Source organism: Deinococcus betulae (assembly GCF_020166395.1).
Taxonomy (GTDB): Bacteria; Deinococcota; Deinococci; order Deinococcales; family Deinococcaceae; genus Deinococcus; species Deinococcus betulae.
The window spans coordinates 31,836-54,466 of sequence record NZ_JAIQXU010000027.1 but is presented as its reverse complement, the minus strand read 5'-3'; the positions used below and the strand labels follow the sequence as shown (position 1 = coordinate 54,466).

Genomic DNA, 22,631 nt, shown 5'->3' with positions numbered 1-22,631 from the left:
TGTGATATCCCGCTATACTCTCCCCCATGCCCTCTTCCCTCTCCACCGCCCAGATTCGGGAAAAGTACCTCCAGTTTTTCGAGAGCAAGGGGCACCTGCGCCTGCCCAGCTACTCCACCATTGCCCCCGACCCCACCACCCTGTTCACAGTGGCCGGCATGCAACCCTTCAAAGAGCAGTTCATGGGCGCACCGGCTGTCTTTGACGGCGTGGCCAGCAAGCGCGTGACCACGGCGCAGAAATGTCTGCGCATTGGCGACATCGAGAACGTGGGGCGGACCCTGCGCCACTGCTCGCTGCTGGAGATGCTGGGCAACTTCAGCTTTGGGGACTATTTCAAGCGCGAAGCCCTGACCTGGGCCTGGGAGTTTCTGACCAGCCCCGAGTGGATGGGTCTGGACCCTGAGAAACTGCACGCGACCATCTACCAGGATGACGAGGAAGCCTTCGCCATCTGGACGCAGGAGATTGGGCTGCCGCCTGAACGGATTCTGCGGTTTGGCGCGGACGAGAATTTCTGGCCGGCGGACGCACCCAAGGAAGGGCCCAACGGTCCCTGCGGGCCATGCAGCGAAATCTTCTATGACCGTGGCCATAAGTACGGTGAGGACAGTTGGGCCGACTATGCCGAGACCCGCGAGAGCGCCCGCTTTCTGGAAATCTGGAACTGCGTCTTTCCTCAGTACGACCGCCAGGAACCGCTGCCCGACGGTACGCCCGTCCTGAAAGACCTGCCGTTTAAGAACATTGATACTGGCATGGGCCTGGAGCGTATTGCGACCGTTGTGCAGGACGTGTACGACTTCTACAGCAACGACGTCTTTGCGCCGATGGTGGCCAAAGTTGTGGAACTCAGCGGCCAGCCCTATGAAGGGCCGCAGAACGTGTCTCACCGCGTGGTGGCCGAGCACACCCGTTCGGTCAGCATGGTGATTGCCGACGGCTCTGTGCCCAGCAACACCGGGCGCGGGTATGTGGTGCGCAAGATTCTGCGCCGCGCCTCCCGTCATGCCTACCTGCTGGGGCTGCGTGAACCCAGTCTCTACAAGCTGGTCCCTCTGGTTGTGGACAAGATGGGCGGCGCCTACCCGGAACTCAAGGACAACCAAGCCAAAATTGAGACCACCATCCGCGCCGAGGAAGAACGCTTCCTGAAGACGCTCGAAGGCGGGATTCAGCGGCTGGGCGGCCTGTTGTCGGGCATGCAGAAGGGCGCCACGCTGTCTGGCGAAGACGCCTTCCTGCTCTATGACACCTACGGCTTTCCCGTGGACCTGACCAAAGAAATTGCCGAGGAATACGGCATCACGGTGGACGAGGCCAGTTACGCCGAGAGCCTGGAAAATGCCCAGAACATCGCCCGCGCGGGCAGCAAATACGGCAAATCAGAGTTGTTTGGGGCCAATCAGGAAGCCCTGGATGGCCTGTCCCCCACCCAGTTCGTGGGCTACGACGACCTGCAAGCCGAAGGGGAAGTGATGGCCCTGGTCGGTGCGGGCGAGCGCCTGGAGCATCTGAGCGCGGGCAGCGAGGCCACCGTCGTGCTGTCGCGCACGCCCTTCTACGCCGAGGGCGGCGGTGAGGTGGGCGACACGGGCCGCCTGGAATGGGCCGGTGGCGCCGGGCTGGTGCGCGACACCCGCAAAACGCCCCAGGGCGTCTTCCTGCACGACGTGCTGGTAGAAGAAGGCGAGCTGCGCGAAGGCGTCACCGTGCGCGGCGCCGTGTCCGGGGAGCGGCAGGCCATTCAGCGCCACCACACCGCCACGCACCTGCTGCACGCCGCGCTGCGGGCCGTGCTGGGCAGCGGCGTGGCGCAAAAAGGCTCGCTGGTGGCCGCCGACCGTCTGCGGTTTGATTTCTCGCATGGGGTGGCCCTGACCGCTGAGGACATTGCTGCCGTGGAACTGCTCGTCAGCCGCTGGATCAGCGCCAACTTCACGGTAACCTGGCAGGAGATGCCCATTGCCCAGGCCAAAGCCGCCGGTGCCACCGCCCTCTTCGGCGAGAAGTACGGCGAGACCGTGCGCGTGGTCAGCGTGGACGGCGACGTGAGCTACGGCGGCCAGCCGGTCAGCAGCAAGGAGCTGTGCGGCGGCGCCCATGTGCGCCAGACGGGCGACATCGGCGCATTTGTGCTGCTGAGTGACGAGAACGTGGCGGGTGGGGTGCGCCGCATCGAGGCCCTGGCCGGCGAGGCCGCCACCACCCGGCTGCGTGAGCGCCTGAACAGCGCCGCGAAGGTCGCGGGGCTTCTGAATACCAGCGCCGATGGGCTGGAAGGCCGCGTCACAGGCCTGCAAACCCAGCTGAAGGCCGCTGAGAAGGACATGGCGGCCCTGCGGCGCCAGCTGGCCGAGGCCCAGATGGGCGGCGGGGGCAGCGCGGCCCAGACCCGCGAGCTGGGCGGCTTTCAGGTTGCGGCGCTGAAGCTGGCAGGCATTGAGGGCAACGAACTGCGCGGTGCCGCCGACAAGCTGCTGGACCAGAGCGGCGCCGACCTCGTGGTGGTGGCCGGCGACAAAGGCCTGGTCGTGAAGGCGACCAAAGACGCCGTCACGCGCGGCGCCCACGCCGGGCAGCTGATTGGCAAGCTGGCGGCGGCGGGCGGCGGCAAAGGCGGCGGTCGTCCCGACATGGCCCAGGCAGGCATCACGGACGCTGACGCAGCGCTGGGGGCCCTCGACACCGCGTTTTAAAGGGACAAGTGAGAGAGGGGCGGAGGCAGAGCTCTCCGCCTCTCTCTTATGGAGAGAAGAAGGGCACCGTCTGCGCCTCCAGAACACACCATGCCATCTGTACTCTTTTTCGCTCTGCTGCGAAGCTCCTGAGGTCTGCGGCGCCGCTCTCCAACTCCGTTTGGATTTCACCGGGCACTCTGCCCGAGGACGAGCCGAGAGCACCCAGAAGAAATCCCGGAGCCAAGTTGAGCTTTGTCGCCCAATGATCCTCAGGCGAGCAGACCTGCAAAGCGGCGTGGCAAACCCACAACTGGCCAGCGGCTGAAATGGATGGTGGCCTCCTCCTACCAGCCACTTATCGGAGCGCTACTCTCGCTCTCTGGGCGCAGCAGTTGCACGCGGAAGCCCCGGTGCTCCTCATAAGACGGCAGGCCACGGCGTGAGGGCGAGGTCAGCCACTCGCGCTTTAGAGTCAGGAGATGCAAGTTGAGGCGCACCACCTCGCAGACCTCGTGAAACTCCAGGTCGGCCTCAGCGGTGCGCTCGAAATAGGTCATGTCTGACCACAGGTGCAGGCGGTCCCCCTGACGGATCACCTGCCCTTCCTCGCGCAGATTGACGCCCCGGCCGGGGAGCAGGGCCAGCACAGCCGTCAGAAACTCTGGCGAGTCCTGAAGCCAGCCGCCATGAAAGAAGCGGGTGACGGCCTGCAGGGCGGCGTCAGGGCCATCGGCCCGGAGCTGCACCTGCGCCTGAACCCCGCCGAAGGGCTGCGGCTTTAGCCCATAGCGCACCAGCCGCAGCCCGGTCAGGACGGGCACAGGCAGCCGCGTCCTCACCGCAACTGTTCCAGAATCGTGGGGTCCTGAATCTTGCGGTCCTCGGCCAGCAGGAGCACCTTGCTGACGACCTCGGCGGTCCGGGGGTCAGGGTCGGCAAAGGGCAGGAAGAGGCGGCCCTGCGACTGGTTGTGGACCGGCACGATGCACAGGAACCCGCCCGGCTGCCGGTGAACGGTGCCGCTGCCCAGATGCACCGTGTACCGCGAGTGGTGGCCGTCAATCAGCGCGTGGCCGTGGTCCAGGCGTACGTTCCCCAGTTTGAGCAGGCGCAGGGTCTCCCGCAGCAGGGCCGCCCGCATGGCGGTGGTGCTCTGGCTGGCTTCCGGGTCCACGCCGCCCACATGGGCCACGCTGACCACCAGGTCGAGGTCACGCAGCGTTTCGCTCAGGAGGCGCGGCGGCACCTGCGCCAGCGGCAGGGCCTCTAACCCGTCGCGCGTGGTGAAGTAGACGGCCCGCAGTTCGGCGCCCTCGACCTCATTGGGGGTGCCGGAGCCCACGCTGGTGTCCACCCAGACATTCAGGCCCTCGGCGTGCCAGGTTTTGCGCACGCCTTCCTCATGGACGGTGACCCAGCCGCGCGATTTAAACAGCGCGGCGGCCTTGCCTGGCTGCACATGATGGCCGCTGTAACGGGTGCTGCGCGCCGCGCCCTGCTCTGCGGCCGTGAGGGGATAATACTCACGGAACGCCTGCTTGAACGGCTGGGCCAGCCCCCGCGTCATGACCTCCTGCTGAAGCTGCGGCCACTGCCCCCCCACATACAGGTCGTGCGGGTGGGCCAGGCGCAGGGCCTGGTCACCGATGGGCACCGAGCCGCCCAGGGTCTCCAGCGTGTCGCCCGTCCACCAGCCCAGCTGGCTTTCATTGAGCACCCACAGCAGCGAGAGCAGCATGGGCGCTATCACTGGATGCCGGGCCAGGTCGTGCAGCTCGCTGTTCTGAAAGTGGTCCCCGCGCACCATCGCCTCTTCCAGGGCGGCGCGCATGCGCTTCTGGGCCGCGCCCAGCTCGCCCACCGCCTCGCGGATGGCTGCCACAGCTGGCAGCTTTTTGAGGGCAGGCGGCAGGGTTTTCAGGACTTTCTCGCCGCGCCGCACGGTCAGGCTGGCGTCGCCGGCGTCTGTCAGGGCAATGCCCACCGTCACGCCGCCCTCGGTGACGGTCTGCGCCCAGTCGGGGGCGGTGCGGGCTTCCATCGCCCACATCAGGCGCTGGGGATCGGCGTACCCCGCCGTGCGGGCCAGGTTCTGTAGGCCGATGTCGGCGGCCAGGCGCTCGCTGGCCTGTTTCTGGGCGCCCCACTGCCGGGCTTCCCGGCGAAAATCGGCCAGCAGGCGGTAACGGGCTTCCAGGTCCCTGTTGCGCTTGGCCGGTCCCCGACCCAGCGGCAACAGCCCCAGGGCGCGCACGGCGTCCTGGTTGCGCTTCTCGCGGATACGGGTGACCAGTTCATCTCTGTCCAATTCGCCCAGCAGCGCGCGGGCAAACAGTTCGGCGCGTTTGTGGCCGCCGCTGCTGGAGGCATATTTGGCCGCGTCCAGCAGGGTATGAAACCGCGCCTGACCCAGCGTGCGGTGCATGCGGTGAAACCAGGCCACGTCCACCGCGCCGCCCATCAGGTCAGTGGCCGACAGCGGGGTGCGCTCGGCAATCTCGGCCTCCCAGCCTTCGCGGATGTCCTGGGGCACGCTCCAGTTCGTGTCGCGGGTGTGGGCGTGCAGCCAATACACGCCGTCCCGCAGGCCCTTCCAGCCCAGCACGTCGGCGACCAGCGGCGCCCACTGCGGAGCAAACATGGCCAGGTCCAGCAGCCGGGCCTCACCCACCCCGAACGTCCTGACCTCACGGGCGAAGGCGGCAGGGGTGTCGGCTGGCGCCGGAAACGATACCCGGACGAGGTGGCTGAACGTCACGTCACGGCTCTCGCTGCGGCCCTGATAGCCGCGCCGCAGGGGATTTTTGCCGAGCGCCGCCAGCAGGCGCAGGGTCAGGGCCGCGCCCGTGACCTGGCCCAGGGCCAGGGCGGCCGGAGTGGCGGCCGTTTCCAGATCGCCGCGCGCCAGTTCCACATCCAGCACCCGGGCGCGCACGTCGTCCACCGCCGCGCGCCAGTCGGGGTGAGTGGGCACGTCGTCCCGCAGGCGGGGGCGCGTGGCGGCGGCCAGGTCGCCAAAGTCATGGCCGTAGTAATAGCCGCTGCGCTGAGGCCGCGGCCCAATCAGCGCGTCCAGCAGGTCGGCGCGGCCTGCCCACCCATGTTCGTAGGCGCGCACCAGCAGCGGGGTCGAGGGCCGCTGAAGGGGCAGGTGCTCGAAGGCGCGGCCCTCGTGCAGGGTCAGGTCCCAGGCGCGGCGCAGCTGTGCTGGCGTGGCGGCCTCCAGCTGCGCCCAGGCCGGGCGCAGGGGCGTGAACCAGTCGCGCGGGTCATCGCTGCGCCAGGTGTACCGGGGGTCGGTCAGCAGCCCAACGTCGGCAGGTAGCCCACTCAGGGCCGTGGCCCAGGCGTCCAGGCTCAGGTCAAGGTCGGCGGGCGTACTGAACCCGGCGCGCAGATAGCCCACGACGGCCCTCACGCGGTCCATGTGCTCCAGCCGCAGCGGCACCAGCGGCCCCAGCGTGCGGTCAATCGTCTGGCGGCGCAGGGCTTCCCGGGCGCGGGCCACCTGGGCGGCCTGGGCGCGCTCCTCTTCGTCGGTGTCGTCTTCCAGCGCCTCAGCCAGTTCCTCGGGGGACAGGTCCATGTCCTGCGCCAGTTCCTCGGCCAGCGTGTGCAGTTCAGCGTCCAGCTCGGCTTCGGTGGTGTCCTCCCGCGCCACGAAATGACTGAGCGCCCAGGCCATGCGCGTCAGGTCCCCGTCCTGCGGGTCAGGCCGGGTCTGCCACCAACCAGTCCAGAGGTCGGCCAGGGGCATGGGCTGGTCGGCGCGCGGGCGCAGCAGGCCGCCGCGTACATTGCCCAGCAGCAGCGTCTGCTCGCCGTCCCAGCCGATGCCCGTCAGGGGGGTTTCGCGGTGCGCCTCAATCAGGGCGTTCAGGCTGCGCAGGAGCCGGGCGCCGCGCGCCACCTCTGGGACAAAGTCGTGGGCGGCCGGCACTGGCGCCGGCGCGCGGCTCAGGTCGGCCGGATCAAACAGGCCCAGGCCATCTTCCAGCGTGGGCTGAGCCCCCGGTTCGGTCAGGGCAGCCAGGAGGGTTTCCTCGGCCACGTTTTTCGGCTGAAACCCGCCGGGCACCTCGCCGCCCACTGCCTGAAGCAGTTGCAGGCCGGCCTGACGCTGCTCGGTGTTGGTGCCGGCCAGCAGGGCCAGGGCGCTACTGGCTCCCAAGGCAGGGTCGGTGGCCAGCAGGCGAATCAGGCCCCGGCGCAGGTCGGCGCTGCGGCGGCGCAGGAGGGTATGCAGTACCTCAACCTCCTGCGGCTCGGGGGTCAGCTGCCCCATCACCTGCACGGCCTCCTGCGACACGCCGCTCTGGCGGTCTTGCAGCAGGGTCAGCAGCAGGTCGCGGGTGGGGGCGTCCAGCTGCTGAGGCGTGTTGCCGTGCCGCTCGCGCAGGCGCCCGAGCACGCCCAAGCGGCCGTCACTGCTCATGTGGGCCAGGTACGGGGCCAGGTCTGCCACCGGCTGGTCGCCCAGCACCCTGGGCAAACTGTTCATCGCTTCGGCGCGGGCCGGTACGTGCCCCAGCCAGGGAAACAGCAGCAGGTCATGCCGGCCCTCGGTGGGCAGGCGCGCGGCATAGGCTGCAAACTCCTCCAGAGAAAAAGGCTGTGCCTCGCGGGTCCATGGGCTGACGCGCCCCCCGGCCAGGGCCGCCAGCCGCAGGTCCGGGTCCGCCAGCAGGGCGCTCAGGTCGTCCCCTTGCAGGGCGTCAGCGGCCAGCAGGAACTGGGCGGCGGCCATGCGGCGCTCTGGGGCGGGGTCGGCCAACAGGGGGCGGGCCAGCGCCGCCGCCCCAATGGCGTCCCGCATGGCCAGGGTGAACAAAGCTAGGTAGGCTTCTGCGCCGCTGCCGCTAGTCACGGCCGTCCGGGCCGACGCCGAATCCTCCAGGTAACCCAGGGCCGTTGTCAGGTGGGCGCGCACCGCCTTCAGATCGGTCACGTCGTAATTCAGGCCAAACCACACGCAGGCGGCCCGCAGGGTCGCGGCAAAGCGCAGCAGGTCTTCAGCCAGAATCAGGCGCAGCATCCGCGTCAGGGCCTCGGGGCTGGCCTCGTCCACTGTTTCCAGAATCACCTGCCGCAGCCCTTCCTGGCGCTGGGCGGCCAGCAGCAGGCCCTCGGCCAGGGCCCAGGCGTCCGGTCGGGTGCCCGAAAGCAGTGCCAGCGGCACATGCCGCCCCATGCGGGCCACCGGATGCTGGGTGCTGGCCGTGTCGCGCAGAATCTGAAAAATATCCTCGTGCCCGTCGCTGACCGCCTGACCCAGCAGCAGCCCCAGTTCCCGGCTCTGCCAGGGACTCAGCAGGCCCGCATGCACCGCAAACCAGTCCAGGGGCTGCGGATAGTCGCGTGTGACCTGCCAGGTGCTCCACAGCCAGTTCCAGGCCCTCGCGGCCATGCGGCGGTCACCGGGGGCGCGAAAGGCGCGGCGGCTGTAGCCCTCGGTGTAGGGGTGGCGGGTCAGCAGCGCTTCCACGGTGCGGCGCACGACCTCAGGAAACTGGGGGAACAAGACAGCGGCCAGCGCCTGCCGCGTGGTCTCGTCGCTGCCGTGCAGCAGATCGGTCAGGGCGGCTTCGCGGGCCTGGTGGGCGGCCTGGTCACCACTGCCCTTCAATTCGGCGCGAATCAGGGTGGCCTGGTCGTCAGGCAGCGTTCGCAGGCGGGCCATGAAGTCAGCCTGCCAGGGGCCCTCGAAACCGCGCAGATAGTCGTGAACGTCCATCCTCAGCCCCCAGCCAGCGCAGTCAGGCGGACCAGCAGCAGCGTGCTGTCGGGGCGCAGTGTTAGCGGGGCCTGCAGCGACTCCAGCTGCTCCTCATCGAGAAACACGTAGTACAGGCCGTCCCCGAACGCCGTTAGGGCAGTGCGCACGGCGTCTTCGGGGGTCACGGTGCCGCCCGGTGCCTGCGGGGCCACCGCCACCCGGCCGCCCAGCGCGCCTTCTGTCAGGTCGCGTTCGGTCAGTACGCGCAGCACGCCCACCTGCTCCTGACGCTCGTGGTAGGCGGCGACCTCGGCATGAACCAGATGGGTCACCAGGCTCTGGAGCGTCTGTGGCCCCGCCGGAACCTCCAGCGAGCGGCGTTCAAAGGGGGTGCGGCGGCCAACAATCTTGGTCTCGACAATCATGGGAACCTCAGAGGCAGGGAACGTGGCGAATTTCACCTTCCAGCATAGCCCCAATTTATGAATATGTAAATAGCAGAATAAGAAGCGGCGTTCTGCCCCAGGTCAAGCTGTGTAGGGCAGACTGAACTGGCAAATCAAGCGGCTAGCTCGGCTTCGCAGTGTCTAACACCAGACTGGTAAAGCCCAGCGGCCCTTCACCCCAGCGCCACGCGGCGTTGCGGTGGTTCGAGCTGACTGCTGTGGTCAACCGGGCCGTCCTCGGGGTCCCAGGCCCGGTGGTGAAACGTTCCCGGCGCGTCCCACCATTCTAGAGGGCGGAGCTCAAACCCTGCCCCGGCAAAGACGGGGCCAAAGGTGTCCAGCATCTATGAACCTGGTGGTCGTGCGTGGACCCCCACCAGCGCCCGGTACGCAGGGTCAGGGTGGCCGCCGTCCAGCACCGCCACCCGCAAGGTGCCGCCCGGCTTCAGGCATCCGAACACCAGCGACGCGGCCTGCTCGCCTTCTGACAACATAGGTGTTCCCAGACGTGCTTACCTAGGAAGACGTCGGCCCGGAGCCCTCCAAAAAACTGGGCGAAGGTCTGGAGGTTGAGAAGGTACAGCTCGGGCTGCTAGGTCGACACCCAGCCGGACCAGCGCTGCTCGCCGGCCCCCAGGAGGACACGCAGCCGCGTCACAGGCCCAGCTCGGCGCGCTGGGCGCGGGTCAGGCCGCCCACCACCAGGGCGTGGCTGCCGGCCAGCAACTCTTGGACCAGCGCTGTGGGCACCTGGCCGTCCAGCGTCACCGTGACCCAGTGGCGCTTATTGAGGTGGTAACCGGGGGCAATCGCTTCATGGGCAGCGCGCAGGTCCTCGCCGTGTTCGGGACGCACCTTAACCGACAGGGTCAGCGGCTCGGCCTGAATGTCGGTCAGGGCGTACATCTTGCCGCCCACCTTGAACACCAGGGTCGTGGCGTCAAAGGGAAAAGTTTCCTGCGAGCCGGGCAGCGCGGCGCAGGCAGTACGCAGGTCAGCGATAGACAGCATGCCCCAGCGTAAGGCAGGGGCCCGCCCGCACTTCAGCTCTGGGTCTTGGGGTCCAGGCCCTCCGCTGTTTCCAGGGCCAGGTTGGCTTCGGCCATCGAGGGATCACCGCCGCTGACCAGGGCGGCGACTTCTGCGCTGCTCAGGCCTTCTCCAGAGGGTGACGGCACCCCCGGAGCGGGCGGCAACTCGTCTGGCATCGGCCCCTGATCGGCACCCTGCACTGGCGCAGCAGGCGAAGTATGTGGGGCCAGGGTGGGATTAACAGGCAGGGCGTCGCGGTCGTCACTGGGCGTCATGCCTCAGGGTGAGGCCTCTCTGTCATGGCCAGCTGATAGCGCGCTCAAGAAACGGTGATGAAGTGAGGGCAAACTGGGTCACCCGGCCAATCAGATCCGCCTGTTGTTTCTACGATGGGATACCCCCTGGCAGGCCAGGACTCTTACGGCCTCTCAAACAAAAACGCCCCAGGGTGATGCTGGGGCGCTGAACCTCCTGGCTTCAGGCCTTGTGGCCGGGCGTGCTGGCGCTGTCATCGCCAAAACTCCAGATGTCCAGGTCATCCAGTGCGCCGCCGATGCCCTGAAGCTGCTGCAGGTCCTCGGCCTTGACAGGCCCCTGGGTCACCTTGTCATCCCGGCCGATGGCGCGGGCCATCACGTCCTCGGGGACGGCAGCCATCAGGCGCTGCAGTTGCTCGGGGGTCACGTCCAGCAGGGCGTCCGACAGGATGGCGTCGGGCACATCGGCCTGCACCGCCGCGCGGGCCGAGGCCACCGCCTCGGCGCTGACTTCCGGGCGCACGGCGTCGGGGTCATCCAGGGCTGCAGTGCCGGGGGGCGCGGCGAAGACTGGCGCGGCGACCACCGGGGCGGCGGCCACTGCGGCCTGTATCTGCGGCCTTTCAGGCGTGGGCACCACGCGCACCCCCGAAGGCCGGTCAGACGACGGCGACGGTGGCGGCGCAGCAGGGGTGCGGGGACGGCGCTGTGACAGGCGCCAGACAAGGACCAGCGCGGCCAGCACCACCAGGGCGACAAGGACTCCCATCATGAAGGTCAGCTTAGATGGCGCCTTCTAACACTTTTCTGAATCGGAGAGGTCGGGGCACAGTCTGCCCGCTGTTTTCATAGACTGCACGGCGATGTGGCCTATGCGCTTGTTGCTGCTTGGCGGTCTGGTGGCCTGTGCAGCCCCAGAGCCTAAGGTGGCCCAGTTTCTTCAGCTGATGCGGGAAGACGACGCCGTAGGGGCCCGTGCCAAACTGATCCGTCAAGGGTTTCGGCCCCTGCCCAGTCCACAGGTCAACAGCCGGGCTTACGCCAACCACCACTTTGAAGGCGAGCTGTTCGGCGGCCCTGTCAAGGTCACGCTGAGTTATCACCCTGACACGCCCTCACAGCTTGACGACATCGTTGCCGTGCCCGCACAGCAGGACACGCGCACAGCCCGGCAACTGTGCGCGGCCTGGACGCGGGGCCTGACCGACCTCTGGAACAGGCGACCTGAAGACTTTGGCGCGCTTCTGTACGGCTGGGCGGCCGAGCGGGCCGTCCTCGACTGCACGGGTTCACCAAAGGACAAAATAGACCTGCTGGTCGTCTGGCGGCCACAGCCTTCGACACCCTGACGAAGTCTGGCGGTGTGGTTGACCAAAGCTGACTTTGCCCGCAACGTTGCCGCCCAGGTCGCTGCACCTGCGCTGCCGCGTATGAAGGGGACCGGCTGATGAGCCCTGGACCTCAGCCTGGGGGCGTTCCCCTCAGCGCCAGCAGGTCCAGTTCCCAGGCCAGCGCCTCATACAGGTCGCCCGGCACCTGGGGCAACCAGGCCGCGCCGTCCAGGGCGTCTTCCAGGGTCTCGAAGGTGTGGGTTTGCCCCTGGAACACCAGCCCAACTTCTCCGCTGTGCAGCAGGTTCAGCCGCAGTTCTCCGCTCTTCCCAACCACCCGCGCAAAGCACCGCCTGACCATAGGGCCAGCCTAACGGAAAAGGGCGGCCAGCCCAGACCGGACTGACCGCCCCTGCCCCAGCGGCGCCTTACGCTTCGCTGTAGGTCTTCTCGATAGGCAGGCCCACGGCGTTGCCCCACTCGGTCCAGCTGCCGTCGTAGTTGCGCACGCTGGGGTAGCCCAGCAGTTCGCGCAGCACGAACCAGCTGTGACTGCTGCGCTCGGCAATGCGGCAGTAGGCGATGACGTCCTTGTCGGGAGTCACGCCTTCGCCCTCGTACAGCGCCTTCAGTTCGTCGGCGCTCTTGAAGGTGCCGTCCTCGTTGGCGGCGCGCGCCCAGGGAATCGAGCGGGCGCCGGGAATGTGGCCGCCGCGCAGCACGCCCTCTTGTGGGTAGGCGGGCATGTGGGTCACCTTGCCCGAGAACTCGTCGGGGCTGCGGACATCCACCAGGGCGCCAGTGCCGCTCTTGACGCTGTCCAGATGGCCCTTAACCTCGTCGCGGAAGGCGCGCAGCGAATCGTCGCGGGTCAGGGCCGGGTACTGGGTGGCTTCCACGCTGGGGGCGTCGGTGGTCTGCTCGCGGCCCTCGGCGACCCACTTCTGACGGCCGCCGTTCATGAGCTTCAGGGGGTTTTTGACGCCGCTGTACGACAGGAACCAGTAGGCGTAGGCGGCCCACCAGTTGCTCTTGTCGCCGTACAGAATGATCTGATCATCTGCCCCGATGCCCAGGCGGCCCAGCAGGGCGCTGACCTCTTCTGGGGTAATAAAGTCGCGCTCCACGGGGTGCCACAGGTCGGTCTGCCAGTCCAGCTTGACGGCGCCGGGAATATGGCCGGTGTCGTACAGCAAAATGTCTTCGTCCACTTCTACGAGGCGCAGGCCGGGGGTGTTCAGGTTCTGGGCCACCCAGTCTGTGCTGACCAGAACGTCTTTTGCGTAATCCATGTGTGTGCCTCCTGTGGGATGAAGCTTAAAGGGTCGTGCGCGTTTTGCCTCCGGATTGTACCCCTGTCCAGGACTTATTGACAAAAGTGGTCAACTGGACAGGCCACCTCAATCCCCCCAGGTGGGCGGCGCTACAGTAGCAGCCATGAGCGACGCCGCCCCTCTGCCCGAAAAGCTGCAAAGCATTGTCAATCTGTTTCGCAGCGCCCCCAAGCCGCTGCGCCTGCAAGCGCTGCTGGAATACAGCAAAAAGCTGCCCGGCCTCCCCACCAAGTACCTGGAGCATCCCGAGTTCCTGAAGCCTGTGCCTGAATGCACCAGCCCTTTCTTTCTGGTGACCGAGCAGGACGAGACGGGCGGCATGCACCTGTACTTCAAGGTGCCCGAAGAGGCGCCTACAGTGCGCGGTTACGCGGGCATCTTGCATGAGGCGCTGGACGGCGCCCACCCCGACGAAATTCTGAATATCCCCGACCAGTTTTACATGGACATGGGCCTGACCGAGCTGATTACGCCCATGCGCCTGCGCGGCATGGGGGCCATCCTGATGCGCCTGAAAAACGACGTGCGCGAACATGCCCAGGGCTGAGGCAAGCCTGAGAACGCCGCACTGAATCTGGAAGGCGGCCCTGGCGGTCATTCACCCAGCCCAGGAGAGAAGGTCTGACGACGTAGCCCTTCTCTCCTGGGCTAGACCCGTTATTAATCGTCGCCAGGCAGCACACCAGCCAGCGCCCAGACGGTCAGCCCCAACCCCAGCCCGTAGGCCAGGTGGGCACCCAATCGGTTGGCGTGTCCGCGCGCCGGGCTTCCAGCCGGGCCATCTTGCAGGCCCAGCAGCGGCACCAGCCCCTCGTCTATCAGGGCCCAGAGGCCCACGCCAAAGGCGGCGCCTTTCAGGGGATTGCCGCGCCCAGCCAGCGCGCCGTAGAGCGCCCCGCTGCCCGCGCCCATGCTCCAATGCACCGCCTCACTGAGGGCGGCGCGCGTCTGTTTGCCCGGCGGGTGGCCCTCAGTTTTCTCGTAAGCCACGCGGCCCAGGGCGGCGGTACTGCTCTCGCCGGGTTCGTGCTGCTGCCCCACCAGAGAAATAGAGTGCTGGTCAGGCTTCTGGCTATCCTGGCCGCCGCTGTCGCCCTCTAACTTCGGGGCCACCCGTGTCCAGTACTGCCCCATTGCCAGCGTGCCCACAGCCCCGCCCAGCAGGCCAGCCACCAATGTTCGGTATGCGCTCATGGGGCCACCGTAGGCAGGCCAGCGCAGGGCAACAGCGGTCAGCCTCCCTCTTTCAAGAAACGCTGACCGCCGGGTTCACAGACGCTGAAGATCAAAGGTGCAGTGGTCCCTGACAACGTCAAAGGCACCTGTCTCGGGCTATACAGTTGCCTTGAGTCACGGCGTAGAGCGGGAAAACGCTAGCCTGCCCTGTAGTAAAGCCATCGACTTCTGAGCCGAGATTCTCCACCAAGCGCCATGCGCCGAGTTCCTCGGTCAGTCGCGGGTCACGGGCGGGGCGCCGCGCACGGGGCTGCCGTGCTGGTGAACCTCCAGCAACTTTTTCAGCGCCTGACCCCGATGGCTCAGGGCGCGCTTCTCGGCCACCGTCATTTCGGCCAGGGTGCGGGTCTGCCCTTCCGGGACAAACAGGGGGTCGTAGCCAAAGCCGTTGTCGCCGCGCGGGCCTTCAAGCAGGGTGCCGGGCAGTTCGCCCCGGTAGGTTTCCACGTGCCCGTCCGGGTAAGCCAGGATGACCACCGACACGAACTTGGCGCGGCGGTTCGCCTGTCCCCGCAGTTTTTCCAGCAGGTAGACGTTGCGCTCTGTGTCATTCTCGCGGTTGCCAAAGCGCGCCGAGTAGACGCCAGGTTCGCCGCCCAGCGCCTCGACCTCAATGCCGCTGTCGTCGGCCAGCGCCGGCTGACCCGTCATGTGGGCCACAAAGCAGGCCTTCATGGCCGCGTTTTCCTCATAGGTGCGTCCGGTTTCGGGAGGCAGCGGCAGACCGCCCAGGGGGCTGAGCGTCCAGTTCACACCCACCAGCGCCTCCTCTATTTCCCGCACCTTGCCGGCGTTGCCCGTCGCCAGCATGACCTTCTGTTCTGCGCCGTTTTTCACATTTCCGAGTCTAGAGGCTGAGCCTGGCCGGCGCGTGAAGGGCGTCCCGAGGCCGCTGGGTGTGCCCCCGCACCGGGGGGAGAGGCACGTTTGCCCCAGACCGATCAACCTGAAAGGAGGCTTATTGATCGCGGTATAGATTCGTATTGAGAAGTTGTCGTGGCAGCTTGACGTATCGCACACGCTGCCAAGCCCTCGCCAGCTTCTGCTTCAACAGCCCGACTGTACGGGCACAAAAGTTGCCCAGAACATTGCGCTTTATATAGGCCCAGACCAACTCGATCGGATTCAGCTCCGGGGCATATGGCGGCAAATATTCCAGCGACAAGCGTTCGTGGCTTGCCACGAACGCTTGTACAGCTGTGGCTCGGTGAATGCTCGCGTTGTCCAGCACGACGACCATCTCGCCAGTCACATGACGCAGCAGATGTTGAAGAAACTGGGTGACATTGCCACTGTTGATGGCGCCAGCTTTGGTGTTCTGAAAGAAGCGTCCATCTGATGTGATCGCCCCAATCGTCGACAGCTTCTCCCAGTTTGCGGGGAGTGTGACCAGGGGCGTGACGCCCCTGATCGACCATGTCCGTCGTCGCACCCCCTTCAACGCAAAGCCCACCTCATCCAGATAGATCAGCGTGGCGCCCTCAGCGACCTTTTTTTTTCAACTCGGGTGCCGTCTGTTCTTTCCAGGTGGCAATCCGCAGCTCGTTGCGCTCTGCGGCGCGTCCATTCGGCAGTTGTGGGGTCCAGCCCAACTGGTGCAGAAGGTTGCGGACGTGATCGTGGTGATACCAGATCGCAAACCGCCCGCCAATCAACTCACTCACCCGACGAGTGGTCCAGGTCTCGTCGGGGAACCCATGGGCGAGCGCACCCTCCTGAAGGAGGGTGCGCAGTTGCGCGTGCTGTGCAGAGGTCATCCGTGACTGGCGACCGGGAGCGACCGTCGCCTGAAGGGTCCCTCTCTTCTTCAGGCGTGCATTCCAGGTGGTGACGGTCACGACGGAGACTCCAAAATGCTCAGCGATTTCGCGGTGGGCGTACTTGCCCTCTTGCAGCCACTTCGCAGCGGCCAGTCGACGCTCTTCGAGTTGGGCACGGGTATATCGGGTCGGCTGCCATTCCGCCATACCTCAAAATACCAAGACGGATTTGCGCCGTTGTCAATAGGACACCTCTGATTGGGCCTCCGAAGCTGCAGAGTCGGTCAGGGTTAGCCGAAAAACGATGCCGATAGAACTGCCTGTCAGTGAACTGCCCGACAGAGACTGGTATCCGAAAAGGTGTATTTGATTTGTCCCACCACCTCCGCCACTCCTTCCATCTCTGCCTCAGTAGCTGGCGGCCAGGGCACGCACCAGATCGTCCTGGGCCGCGCGCAGGGTCAGGATCGGTGCGTCTTCTGGACCGTTCATCAGCACCGCGAAGGCCAGCGGGTGCCCACTGCGCGCCGTGACATAACCGGCCAGGGCACTGACCCCTGGGAGGGTGCCGGTCTTGGCCCGCACGTCCAGCCCTGCGCCGACCAGCCGCCCGGCCAGTGTGCCGCCGCGCCGCACCCCAGCTGGCGTGGCGGTGCCGGTCCCAGCCTGCGGCAGCGCCTCTATAAAGGCGTTGCCGCGCGTGCGGTAAAGGGCCGCCGGGAGCCCGGCGCGGCCCGGCAGCGGGTGCGGCAGGTCGTACTGCACGCGCAGCAGCGTGACCAGGGCGCGCGGGGTCAGGCGGTTGCCCCGGCTGAGGCCGCTGCCGTCGGCCAGCGCCACGCCGGTCAGGTCCAGCCCCATCCGGCGCAGCCATGTCCGCTCACGCGCCAGGGCACCTGCCCGGGTGCCGTTGCCGCCGGGACGGTGGGCCAGGGTGCCCAGCAGGGCCTCGGCCAGCGCGTTGTCGCTGGGCCGCAGGGTGGCCGCCAGCAGACGATACGGCGAGGCGCTGCGCACGCTGGCCACCCCCTGTTCGGCGCGGCGGGCAGGGGGAATCAGGGGGTCAGGAGCAAGCGGCTGCCCGCGCTCGTCCGTGCGGGCCGGCGGAAGATAAGGAATGTAAGCCGGGGCCGAGGGAACGTCCTCTGAAGCCACCTGAATCCCGGCCCGCCGCAGTTCTGCTTTCAGCGCAGCGCCCAGCCGCGTGCGGGCCTCGGCGGCGCTGAGGGGCGGGCGGGTGCGCCACTCGGCCAGACGCAGGGCCGTGACCGGTTCGCCCAGTAGGTCATTGGGCCAGCCTCCAGCCTTCAGGACCTGATCCTCCACACGCACCTCGCCCACCTGCCGGACACCGCGCGCGGCCGCCTGCTCCGCCAGCGCCCGCAGGCTGTAGGGCCCCGTAACGCCCAGGCCAGGGTCACCGCTGCCGCGCAGGGTCAGACTGGACACCTGGGCGCGGCCCACCTGCGGGGCCGGCACCGTCAGCTCGGTGGTCCAGAAGCCCGTGGCCCCGCCCCGTTCAGCCAGCACACTGGCGGCCGTGACCAGTTTGGTGGTGCTGGCGGCACTCAGGCTCTGGTCTGGCCGCTGCGCCTCCAGCACCGCGCGCGTCTGAAGGTCCAGCACCAGCACACCCACCTGCACGTTTGCGGGCACAGCGGCCAGCGCCGCCCTGACCGGCGCGCTCAGCCCCGGTTCGCGGCTCAGGCGCAGCGGCGCTGACACCACAGGAGCCTGCGCGCTGCTCATGCCCAGCCAGCACACCAGACCCAGCCACACGCGGCGCAGGAGCCACAAAAAGGAGGCCGCAGAGAAAAGTCTCCGGGCCATCAAGCTCGCCTCTGTCCCCACACGCCCGCCCTCCGACACCCCAGACCCCCTACACCCGCTTACTCAGCAGATAGGCCTTCGGATGGTGTCCCCCACTGGCCACCTGAAAGAGTTCGTGGGCATGCCACTTCTGCTGGGCACTCAGGACGCGCTCGAACAAACGAATCTCATGGGTAATTACACACAGGCGCCCGCGCTGGCTGGTCAGGCGGTGCATCTCCTGCAAGAAGGCCGGATACAGCGCTTCGTTGTCTGTGTGAGTGCTGATGGCGTCGCCCCAGGGCAGGTCCGCCATCACGAGGTCAAAGGAGCGGGCCGGCAGTTCCGTGTGCAGGGCGTCCCGTACCGCCACCTCAATCTCGCGCCCCGCTGCCTGAATGTTGCTTTTCGCGCAGCGCACGGCTTCAGGGTTCAGGTCTACGCCCACCATGGCGGCGCTGGGCCCCATCAGGTCGCGTTCTATCAGCAAGGTGCCGCTGCCGCTCATGGGGTTAAAGATGCGGTCCTGGTCGCGCTGGCCGGCCAGCTTGTGCGCCGCGTAGGCCACCGTGGCATTCAGGCCGCCCGCCATGTTGCACACCCGCCAGGGCCGCGCGCTCAGCGGTTTGGGGGTGATGCGCGCCAGCACGTCCCAACCGGGGCCGTCCTCCTGTGGCCGCAGCCGGATCAGCAGTTCGCCGTCCTGCGGGTCGTGCGGGAGGTTCAGACCTGCCTGCAGTTCCTCGGCCAGCCGCTGCATGACCCCTGACTCCTTGCCCGCCGCACCCAGCCGGAACGAGCGGTGCCCGCCGACCTCGGCCACCCCCAGCAGAAAGTCCGTCAGTTCGCCCAGCTGCTGATTGCCCAGCAAACCGCGTGGCCTCGGCACGTCCCAGCTGCGAATGCGGTAAGCGGCCACCACCGAACGCAGGCGGGACAGGCGCTCGGGGTCACCGGGATACCAGAAGCGCAGCCCCCGGATATCGCGTGCCAGCGGCACCGTGTCCAGCTCAGTGACCGCCACATGCTCCAGGCCGCGCAGCGCTTCCAGCTCGTATTCGTGGGCCGGCTGGCGGGTGCGGTGGTCCGGCTTGGGGCGCGGGGAGCGCCGGGAGAAGGCGGGGCGGTCAGGGCGGGCGGGGCGCGGCATAGCAGAACAGTATAGGGCGCCGCAGGAGCCGTGCCCCATACACAGGCTGGGGCCGGGGCGTACAATCCGGGCCGTTCTATGACCCGTCCCTCTCCGCCCCCGCGCCCCCTGACCTCTGGACGGGCCAACCGCACGCCTTTGCTGTTGCGGCTCAGCCCCCCCCAACTGATTGCGCTGTCGTTCGCGGTGGCCATCCTGGTGGGGGGCGCGCTGCTCAGTCTGCCCATCACGCATGGGCTCAACCCAGACGGCACGCGGCGCAGCGTCAACTTCTTGCAGGCGCTGTTTACCGCCACCAGCGCGCTGTGCGTCACGGGCCTGAATGTCATTGACCCCAGCAAGGATTTCAACCGGCTGGGGCAGACCATCATCATGGGGCTGATTCAGGTCGGCGGCCTGGGCATCATCACACTGGGGACGGCCTTCGCGCTGATTTCACGGCGGCGCCTGAACTTTACCGAGCGCCTGCACGCCGCCCATCAGGTGAGCGCCCTGAATGCAGGCGGGGTCCTGGGCCTCATCCGCTCTATTTTCATCTACACCTTTGTAATTGAGGGCGTGGGCGCGGCGCTGCTGGCCCTGCGCTTCGTGCCGCAGGAGGGCTGGGGCCCAGGCCTGTTCTACGCGCTGTTTCATTCGGTCAGCGCCTTTAACAACGCTGGGTTTGCGCTGTACAGCGACAACGTCATGGGCTTTGTGGGTGACCCGCTTGTGAGCTTGGTGCTGGCCCTGCTCATCATCCTGGGGGGCACTGGCTTCCTGGTTCAGCTCAATGTGACCGCCCACCTGCTGAGCGCCCGCCGTACCCGCCTGATGGTCCACAGCAAGCTGGTGCTGACCATGATGGCCGCTCTGCTGCTGCTGGGGACCCTGGCGTATCTGGTGCTGGAATGGAACAACCCCAAGACTCTGGGCCCACTGGGACTGGGGGAGCGCCTGCTGGCCAGCTTCTTTCAGAGCGTGACCACCCGCACGGCTGGCTTTAACACCCTGGATTACGGCGCGATGGGGCTGACCACCCTGTTCATCACAATTATTCTGATGTTCATCGGCGCCAACCCCGGCTCGACAGGCGGCGGCATCAAGACCAGCACCTTTTACGTCATGATGGCCTCGGCCTGGAGCATGGTGCGTGGGCGGCGTGACACCATCCTGTTTCAGCGGCGAATTGACACCGACACCATCCTGCGCGCCATGACCGTCGGCCTGCTGAGCATCGGTCTGGTCAACCTCATGTTGATTGCGCTGCTGCTGCTGAACACCCGGCCCGACGTGCTGTTCGTCAACCTGTTTTTCGAGGCCGTCAGCGCGTTTGCCACCGTCGGGCTGAGCATGAACACCACGCCGCTGCTCAATCCAGAGCAGCATCTGGTCCTCATTGCACTGATGTTTCTGGGGCGTATTGGGCCACTGACCTTTGCCGTGGCCTTTAACCGGCCCCAGGGGGGCGCCCTGGTCCGTTACCCCGCCGACAAGGACATTCTCATCGGATGAGGAGGCCCGCCGTATGAAACTGCCCAGCCTGCGCCGCCGCATGGCTCGTCGGCCCCGGCGGGGCCTGCTGACCCGGGTGCGCCCCCCACAGCTGATTGCGCTGGTGTATCTGCTGGGCATCGCCCTGGGCACCGCCGCGCTGCACCTGCCCGGCATGACCCGCCCGGAAGCCAACCTGTCCACCGTGGACCTGCTGTTTACCGCCACCAGCGCGGTGTGTATTACGGGCCTGGTGGTGGCCGACACCAGCGAGGCCTTTACCCGCGCCGGACAGGTCACGATTCTGGTCCTGGCGCAGATTGGGGGGCTGGGCATCATCACCTTCGGCACCCTGTTCGCCCTGCTGGCCGGGCGGCGCGTGAATTTCAGCGAGCGGCAGCACCTCGCCCAGCAGGTGAATGCGCTGAACGTGGGCAGCGTGCTCGGCCTGGTCCGAATCATTTTTCTGTACACCTTGGCGGCGCAGGCGGCGGGCACCCTGCTGCTGTCGTGGCGCTTCGTGCCGCAGTTCGGGCTGGGCGAGGGTCTGTATCAGGCGGTCTTTCACGCCATCAGCGCCTATAACAATGCGGGGTTTGTGGTGCTGCCCGGCGGCATGACGCCGTATGTGACCGACCCGCTGGTCAGCGGCGTGATTGCCCTGCTGATCGTGCTGGGCGGGCTGGGCTTTCTGGTGCAGCTCAATCTGATTACCCACTGGCAGGCGCCCCGGCGTAACCGCATGCTGGTGTACAGCCGCCTGACCCTGTGGACCACGGGCGTGCTGCTGGTGGCCGGCACTGGCCTGCTGCTGGCGCTGGAATGGGCGCGGGCGGGCACCCTGGGGCCCCTGTCAGCTCCCGCCAAGCTGCTGGCCGCCTTTTTTCAGAGCGTCACGCCGCGCTCCGGGGGCTTTGCCACTGTGGACATGACGGCCCTGAGCAGCGCCAGCATCTTTCTGATGGTGGCCCTGATGTTTATCGGCGCCAACAGCGGCTCGACAGGCGGCGGCATCAAGACCAGCACCTTCGCCATTTTGCTGGGCAGCGCCTGGAACCTGATTCGGGGCCGCACCGAACTCGTGGTGTTTGGCCGGCTGGTGCTGCCCGAGAACGTGGTGCGCGCCGGGACGATTACGACGATCTACACCCTGCTGGTCTTCGGCTCGTTTTTTCTGATGCTGGTCACCAACCCGGCGCTGGGCTTTACCCCGCTGCTGTTTGAAACGGTCAGCGCCGCCGCCACCGTGGGCCTGAGCCTCAATGTCACGCCGCACCTGAACGACGCCGGCCTGCTGATTCTGAGCACCCTGATGTATCTGGGGCGTATCGGCCCAGTGACATTTGCCGTGGCCCTGAACCTGCGCCAGCCACCCGTGAAAGGCGTGAAGTATCCCCCCGAACGTGACATTCTGGTGGGCTGAGCCCCCTCACCTCAAAGGACTCTTCTGATGAAAAGTAAACAATGCCTCGTGATTGGGCTGGGCCGCTTTGGCACCGCCGTCGCCACCACCCTCTATGAGATGGGCCATGAGGTCGTGGCCATTGACCAGCAGGAGGAAAACGTGGAGCGGGTGATGAATCTGGTCACGTACGCCGCCATCGTGGACGCCAGCGACGAGCGCGCCCTGCGGACCCTGGGCGTGGGCGACTTTGACGTGGTGGTGGTGGCCATCGGCACGGACGTGCAGGCCAACATTCTGGCCACCATGAATGCCAAGAGCCTGGGCGCGCCCTACGTCGTGACCAAGGCCATTGACGAGATGGCCCGCCGGGTCCTGGAGCGCATCGGGGCTGACCTGGTGATTCGGCCCGAACACGACATGGGCGTGCGCCTGGCCCGTCAGATTGCCACCCCCAACATCGTGGATACGCTGGACCTGGGCGGCGACTACGCCATTGTGGAAATCGAGGCCAATGAGCGCTTAAAGGGCACCCTGCGCGACCTAAACCTGACCGGCCGTTTCAGCGTGCAGGTGATTGCCATCAGCCGGGCGGGCAAGATTGAGGTGACCCCCCGCGCCGAGGACGAGCTGCGCCCCCACGACAAGCTGGTCGTGATCGGCACCAGTCACAACCTCGACGACCTGCGCCGCTACCTGGGCGAGTAGGACAGGCCCAAGGACAAAGTGAAGCAGACAGGGCTTGAATGGCGCCCAGATGCGTTTCTAGCGTAGTGATCAGATGGATCGCAGGTGCTTCAGTCTCTCACCGCTTGGGACACCACCCGTCCCTTACCGGCCGCCTTGCAAAGCCACCACCAGCGCGGCCAGCAGCGGCAACAAGGCGCCCAGGCCCCACACCACACCCGCGCGGGCCAGGCCGGGCCGCCACAGGAACAGCAGCAGGGCGGCGGCCGCCAGCAAGGTCAGGAAAAGGTAAGCCAGGCTCACGGGGAAAGTTTAGC

Annotated in this window: 22 protein-coding genes; 6 read left to right on the top strand and 16 right to left on the bottom strand. The window is 66.8% G+C overall.

The window, feature by feature from the left end; translation table 11 throughout:
- Positions 1–26: 26 nt before the first annotated feature.
- Positions 27–2,699, top strand: coding sequence for an alanine--tRNA ligase (gene alaS, locus K7W42_RS17595; RefSeq protein WP_224576240.1), 2,673 nt, complete (start codon positions 27–29; stop codon positions 2,697–2,699).
- Positions 2,700–3,025: 326 nt separating this feature from the next.
- Here alaS and K7W42_RS17590 read toward each other — a convergent pair whose 3' ends face one another.
- The 8 genes from K7W42_RS17590 to K7W42_RS17555 all read right to left on the bottom strand — a co-directional run bounded on the left by K7W42_RS17590 (position 3,026) and on the right by K7W42_RS17555 (position 10,904).
- Complete coding sequence (locus K7W42_RS17590) at positions 3,026–3,502, bottom strand: hypothetical protein (RefSeq protein WP_224576239.1); 477 nt, start codon at positions 3,500–3,502, stop codon at positions 3,026–3,028.
- Between the two features lie 14 nt (positions 3,503–3,516).
- The gene (locus K7W42_RS17585; protein WP_224576238.1) at positions 3,517–8,415 is read right to left on the bottom strand and encodes a DUF4132 domain-containing protein; all 4,899 of its coding nucleotides are present in this window, start codon (positions 8,413–8,415) and stop codon (positions 3,517–3,519) included.
- Positions 8,416–8,417: 2 nt separating this feature from the next.
- The gene (locus K7W42_RS17580; RefSeq protein ID WP_224576237.1) at positions 8,418–8,822 is read right to left on the bottom strand and encodes a hypothetical protein; all 405 of its coding nucleotides are present in this window, start codon (positions 8,820–8,822) and stop codon (positions 8,418–8,420) included.
- Positions 8,823–9,016: 194 nt separating this feature from the next.
- Positions 9,017–9,187, bottom strand: coding sequence for a hypothetical protein (locus tag K7W42_RS17575; RefSeq protein WP_224576236.1), 171 nt, complete (start codon positions 9,185–9,187; stop codon positions 9,017–9,019).
- Positions 9,188–9,337, bottom strand: a complete 150-nt coding sequence (locus K7W42_RS17570; protein ID WP_224576235.1) for a hypothetical protein — start codon at positions 9,335–9,337, stop codon at positions 9,188–9,190.
- 160 nt (positions 9,338–9,497) lie between these two features.
- On the bottom strand, positions 9,498–9,854 hold the full coding sequence (locus K7W42_RS17565; protein ID WP_224576234.1) for an MmcQ/YjbR family DNA-binding protein: 357 nt from the start codon (positions 9,852–9,854) through the stop codon (positions 9,498–9,500).
- 32 nt (positions 9,855–9,886) lie between these two features.
- Positions 9,887–10,150: a hypothetical protein gene (locus tag K7W42_RS17560; protein ID WP_224576233.1), complete on the bottom strand. Its 264-nt coding sequence runs from the start codon at positions 10,148–10,150 to the stop codon at positions 9,887–9,889.
- Positions 10,151–10,352: 202 nt separating this feature from the next.
- Positions 10,353–10,904 carry a hypothetical protein gene (locus K7W42_RS17555; protein ID WP_224576232.1) on the bottom strand — a complete coding sequence of 184 codons (552 nt, stop codon included), beginning with the start codon at positions 10,902–10,904 and terminating at the stop codon, positions 10,353–10,355.
- A gap of 91 nt (positions 10,905–10,995) precedes the next feature.
- On the opposite strand from K7W42_RS17555, the gene K7W42_RS17550 reads away from it, so the two are divergent.
- The gene (locus K7W42_RS17550) at positions 10,996–11,481 is read left to right on the top strand and encodes a hypothetical protein (RefSeq protein ID WP_224576230.1); all 486 of its coding nucleotides are present in this window, start codon (positions 10,996–10,998) and stop codon (positions 11,479–11,481) included.
- A 112-nt stretch (positions 11,482–11,593) separates the two neighbouring features.
- On the opposite strand, the gene K7W42_RS17545 is transcribed toward K7W42_RS17550, so the two are convergent.
- Together K7W42_RS17545 and K7W42_RS17540 are read right to left on the bottom strand one after the other, a co-directional pair.
- Positions 11,594–11,824: a hypothetical protein gene (locus K7W42_RS17545; protein WP_224576227.1), complete on the bottom strand. Its 231-nt coding sequence runs from the start codon at positions 11,822–11,824 to the stop codon at positions 11,594–11,596.
- Positions 11,825–11,891: 67 nt separating this feature from the next.
- Complete coding sequence (locus K7W42_RS17540; RefSeq protein WP_157457301.1) at positions 11,892–12,755, bottom strand: sulfurtransferase; 864 nt, start codon at positions 12,753–12,755, stop codon at positions 11,892–11,894.
- A gap of 145 nt (positions 12,756–12,900) precedes the next feature.
- Here K7W42_RS17540 and K7W42_RS17535 point away from each other — a divergent pair, with 145 nt between their 5' ends.
- Positions 12,901–13,344 (top strand): SufE family protein, encoded by a 444-nt coding sequence (locus tag K7W42_RS17535; protein WP_224576225.1) that lies wholly within the window; start codon positions 12,901–12,903, stop codon positions 13,342–13,344.
- Positions 13,345–13,457: 113 nt separating this feature from the next.
- On the opposite strand, the gene K7W42_RS17530 is transcribed toward K7W42_RS17535, so the two are convergent.
- From K7W42_RS17530 to K7W42_RS17510, 5 genes are all read right to left on the bottom strand, one after another.
- A complete protein-coding gene (locus K7W42_RS17530; protein WP_224576224.1) occupies positions 13,458–13,991 on the bottom strand; it encodes a DUF1440 domain-containing protein in 534 nt (177 codons plus the stop codon).
- A gap of 255 nt (positions 13,992–14,246) precedes the next feature.
- Positions 14,247–14,843 carry an RdgB/HAM1 family non-canonical purine NTP pyrophosphatase gene (gene rdgB / locus K7W42_RS17525; protein ID WP_224576247.1) on the bottom strand — a complete coding sequence of 199 codons (597 nt, stop codon included), beginning with the start codon at positions 14,841–14,843 and terminating at the stop codon, positions 14,247–14,249.
- A 148-nt stretch (positions 14,844–14,991) separates the two neighbouring features.
- Positions 14,992–16,000 (bottom strand): IS630 family transposase gene (locus K7W42_RS17520; RefSeq protein ID WP_224576222.1). Its coding sequence is split into 2 segments (ribosomal slippage): positions 14,992–15,531 and positions 15,533–16,000, totalling 1,008 coding nucleotides; the frame shifts between segments, so codons are not numbered across the junction.
- 201 nt (positions 16,001–16,201) lie between these two features.
- Positions 16,202–17,623 (bottom strand): D-alanyl-D-alanine carboxypeptidase/D-alanyl-D-alanine-endopeptidase, encoded by a 1,422-nt coding sequence (locus K7W42_RS17515; protein WP_224576220.1) that lies wholly within the window; start codon positions 17,621–17,623, stop codon positions 16,202–16,204.
- A 49-nt stretch (positions 17,624–17,672) separates the two neighbouring features.
- Positions 17,673–18,752, bottom strand: a complete 1,080-nt coding sequence (locus tag K7W42_RS17510; protein ID WP_224576219.1) for a methyltransferase domain-containing protein — start codon at positions 18,750–18,752, stop codon at positions 17,673–17,675.
- A 78-nt stretch (positions 18,753–18,830) separates the two neighbouring features.
- On the opposite strand from K7W42_RS17510, the gene K7W42_RS17505 reads away from it, so the two are divergent.
- The 3 genes from K7W42_RS17505 to K7W42_RS17495 are packed head-to-tail and all read left to right on the top strand — an operon-like array spanning position 18,831 to position 22,335.
- Complete coding sequence (locus K7W42_RS17505) at positions 18,831–20,246, top strand: TrkH family potassium uptake protein (RefSeq protein ID WP_224576217.1); 1,416 nt, start codon at positions 18,831–18,833, stop codon at positions 20,244–20,246.
- 13 nt (positions 20,247–20,259) lie between these two features.
- On the top strand, positions 20,260–21,648 hold the full coding sequence (locus K7W42_RS17500) for a TrkH family potassium uptake protein (RefSeq protein WP_224576214.1): 1,389 nt from the start codon (positions 20,260–20,262) through the stop codon (positions 21,646–21,648).
- A 27-nt stretch (positions 21,649–21,675) separates the two neighbouring features.
- A complete protein-coding gene (locus K7W42_RS17495; protein ID WP_157457306.1) occupies positions 21,676–22,335 on the top strand; it encodes a potassium channel family protein in 660 nt (219 codons plus the stop codon).
- Positions 22,336–22,458: 123 nt separating this feature from the next.
- Here K7W42_RS17495 and K7W42_RS17490 read toward each other — a convergent pair whose 3' ends face one another.
- The gene (locus tag K7W42_RS17490) at positions 22,459–22,617 is read right to left on the bottom strand and encodes a hypothetical protein (protein WP_157457307.1); all 159 of its coding nucleotides are present in this window, start codon (positions 22,615–22,617) and stop codon (positions 22,459–22,461) included.
- Positions 22,618–22,631 lie beyond the last annotated feature (14 nt).

Bases quoted from the DNA above. Each gene is read 5' to 3' on its own strand.
- K7W42_RS17530 (WP_224576224.1), bottom strand. From the start codon at position 13,991: ATGAGCGCATACCGAACATTGGTGGCTGGCCTGCTGGGCGGGGCTGTG.
- K7W42_RS17560 (WP_224576233.1), bottom strand. From the start codon at position 10,150: ATGACGCCCAGTGACGACCGCGACGCCCTGCCTGTTAATCCCACCCTG.
- K7W42_RS17500 (WP_224576214.1), top strand. From the start codon at position 20,260: ATGAAACTGCCCAGCCTGCGCCGCCGCATGGCTCGTCGGCCCCGGCGG.
- K7W42_RS17570 (WP_224576235.1), bottom strand. From the start codon at position 9,337: ATGTTGTCAGAAGGCGAGCAGGCCGCGTCGCTGGTGTTCGGATGCCTG.
- K7W42_RS17535 (WP_224576225.1), top strand. From the start codon at position 12,901: ATGAGCGACGCCGCCCCTCTGCCCGAAAAGCTGCAAAGCATTGTCAAT.
- rdgB (WP_224576247.1), bottom strand. From the start codon at position 14,843: ATGCTGGCGACGGGCAACGCCGGCAAGGTGCGGGAAATAGAGGAGGCG.
- K7W42_RS17515 (WP_224576220.1), bottom strand. From the start codon at position 17,623: ATGGCCCGGAGACTTTTCTCTGCGGCCTCCTTTTTGTGGCTCCTGCGC.
- K7W42_RS17585 (WP_224576238.1), bottom strand. From the start codon at position 8,415: ATGGACGTTCACGACTATCTGCGCGGTTTCGAGGGCCCCTGGCAGGCT.
- K7W42_RS17565 (WP_224576234.1), bottom strand. From the start codon at position 9,854: ATGCTGTCTATCGCTGACCTGCGTACTGCCTGCGCCGCGCTGCCCGGC.
- K7W42_RS17540 (WP_157457301.1), bottom strand. From the start codon at position 12,755: ATGGATTACGCAAAAGACGTTCTGGTCAGCACAGACTGGGTGGCCCAG.
- K7W42_RS17510 (WP_224576219.1), bottom strand. From the start codon at position 18,752: ATGCCGCGCCCCGCCCGCCCTGACCGCCCCGCCTTCTCCCGGCGCTCC.
- K7W42_RS17505 (WP_224576217.1), top strand. From the start codon at position 18,831: ATGACCCGTCCCTCTCCGCCCCCGCGCCCCCTGACCTCTGGACGGGCC.
- alaS (WP_224576240.1), top strand. From the start codon at position 27: ATGCCCTCTTCCCTCTCCACCGCCCAGATTCGGGAAAAGTACCTCCAG.
- K7W42_RS17495 (WP_157457306.1), top strand. From the start codon at position 21,676: ATGAAAAGTAAACAATGCCTCGTGATTGGGCTGGGCCGCTTTGGCACC.
- K7W42_RS17545 (WP_224576227.1), bottom strand. From the start codon at position 11,824: ATGGTCAGGCGGTGCTTTGCGCGGGTGGTTGGGAAGAGCGGAGAACTG.
- K7W42_RS17555 (WP_224576232.1), bottom strand. From the start codon at position 10,904: ATGATGGGAGTCCTTGTCGCCCTGGTGGTGCTGGCCGCGCTGGTCCTT.
- K7W42_RS17550 (WP_224576230.1), top strand. From the start codon at position 10,996: ATGTGGCCTATGCGCTTGTTGCTGCTTGGCGGTCTGGTGGCCTGTGCA.
- K7W42_RS17580 (WP_224576237.1), bottom strand. From the start codon at position 8,822: ATGATTGTCGAGACCAAGATTGTTGGCCGCCGCACCCCCTTTGAACGC.
- K7W42_RS17575 (WP_224576236.1), bottom strand. From the start codon at position 9,187: ATGCTGGACACCTTTGGCCCCGTCTTTGCCGGGGCAGGGTTTGAGCTC.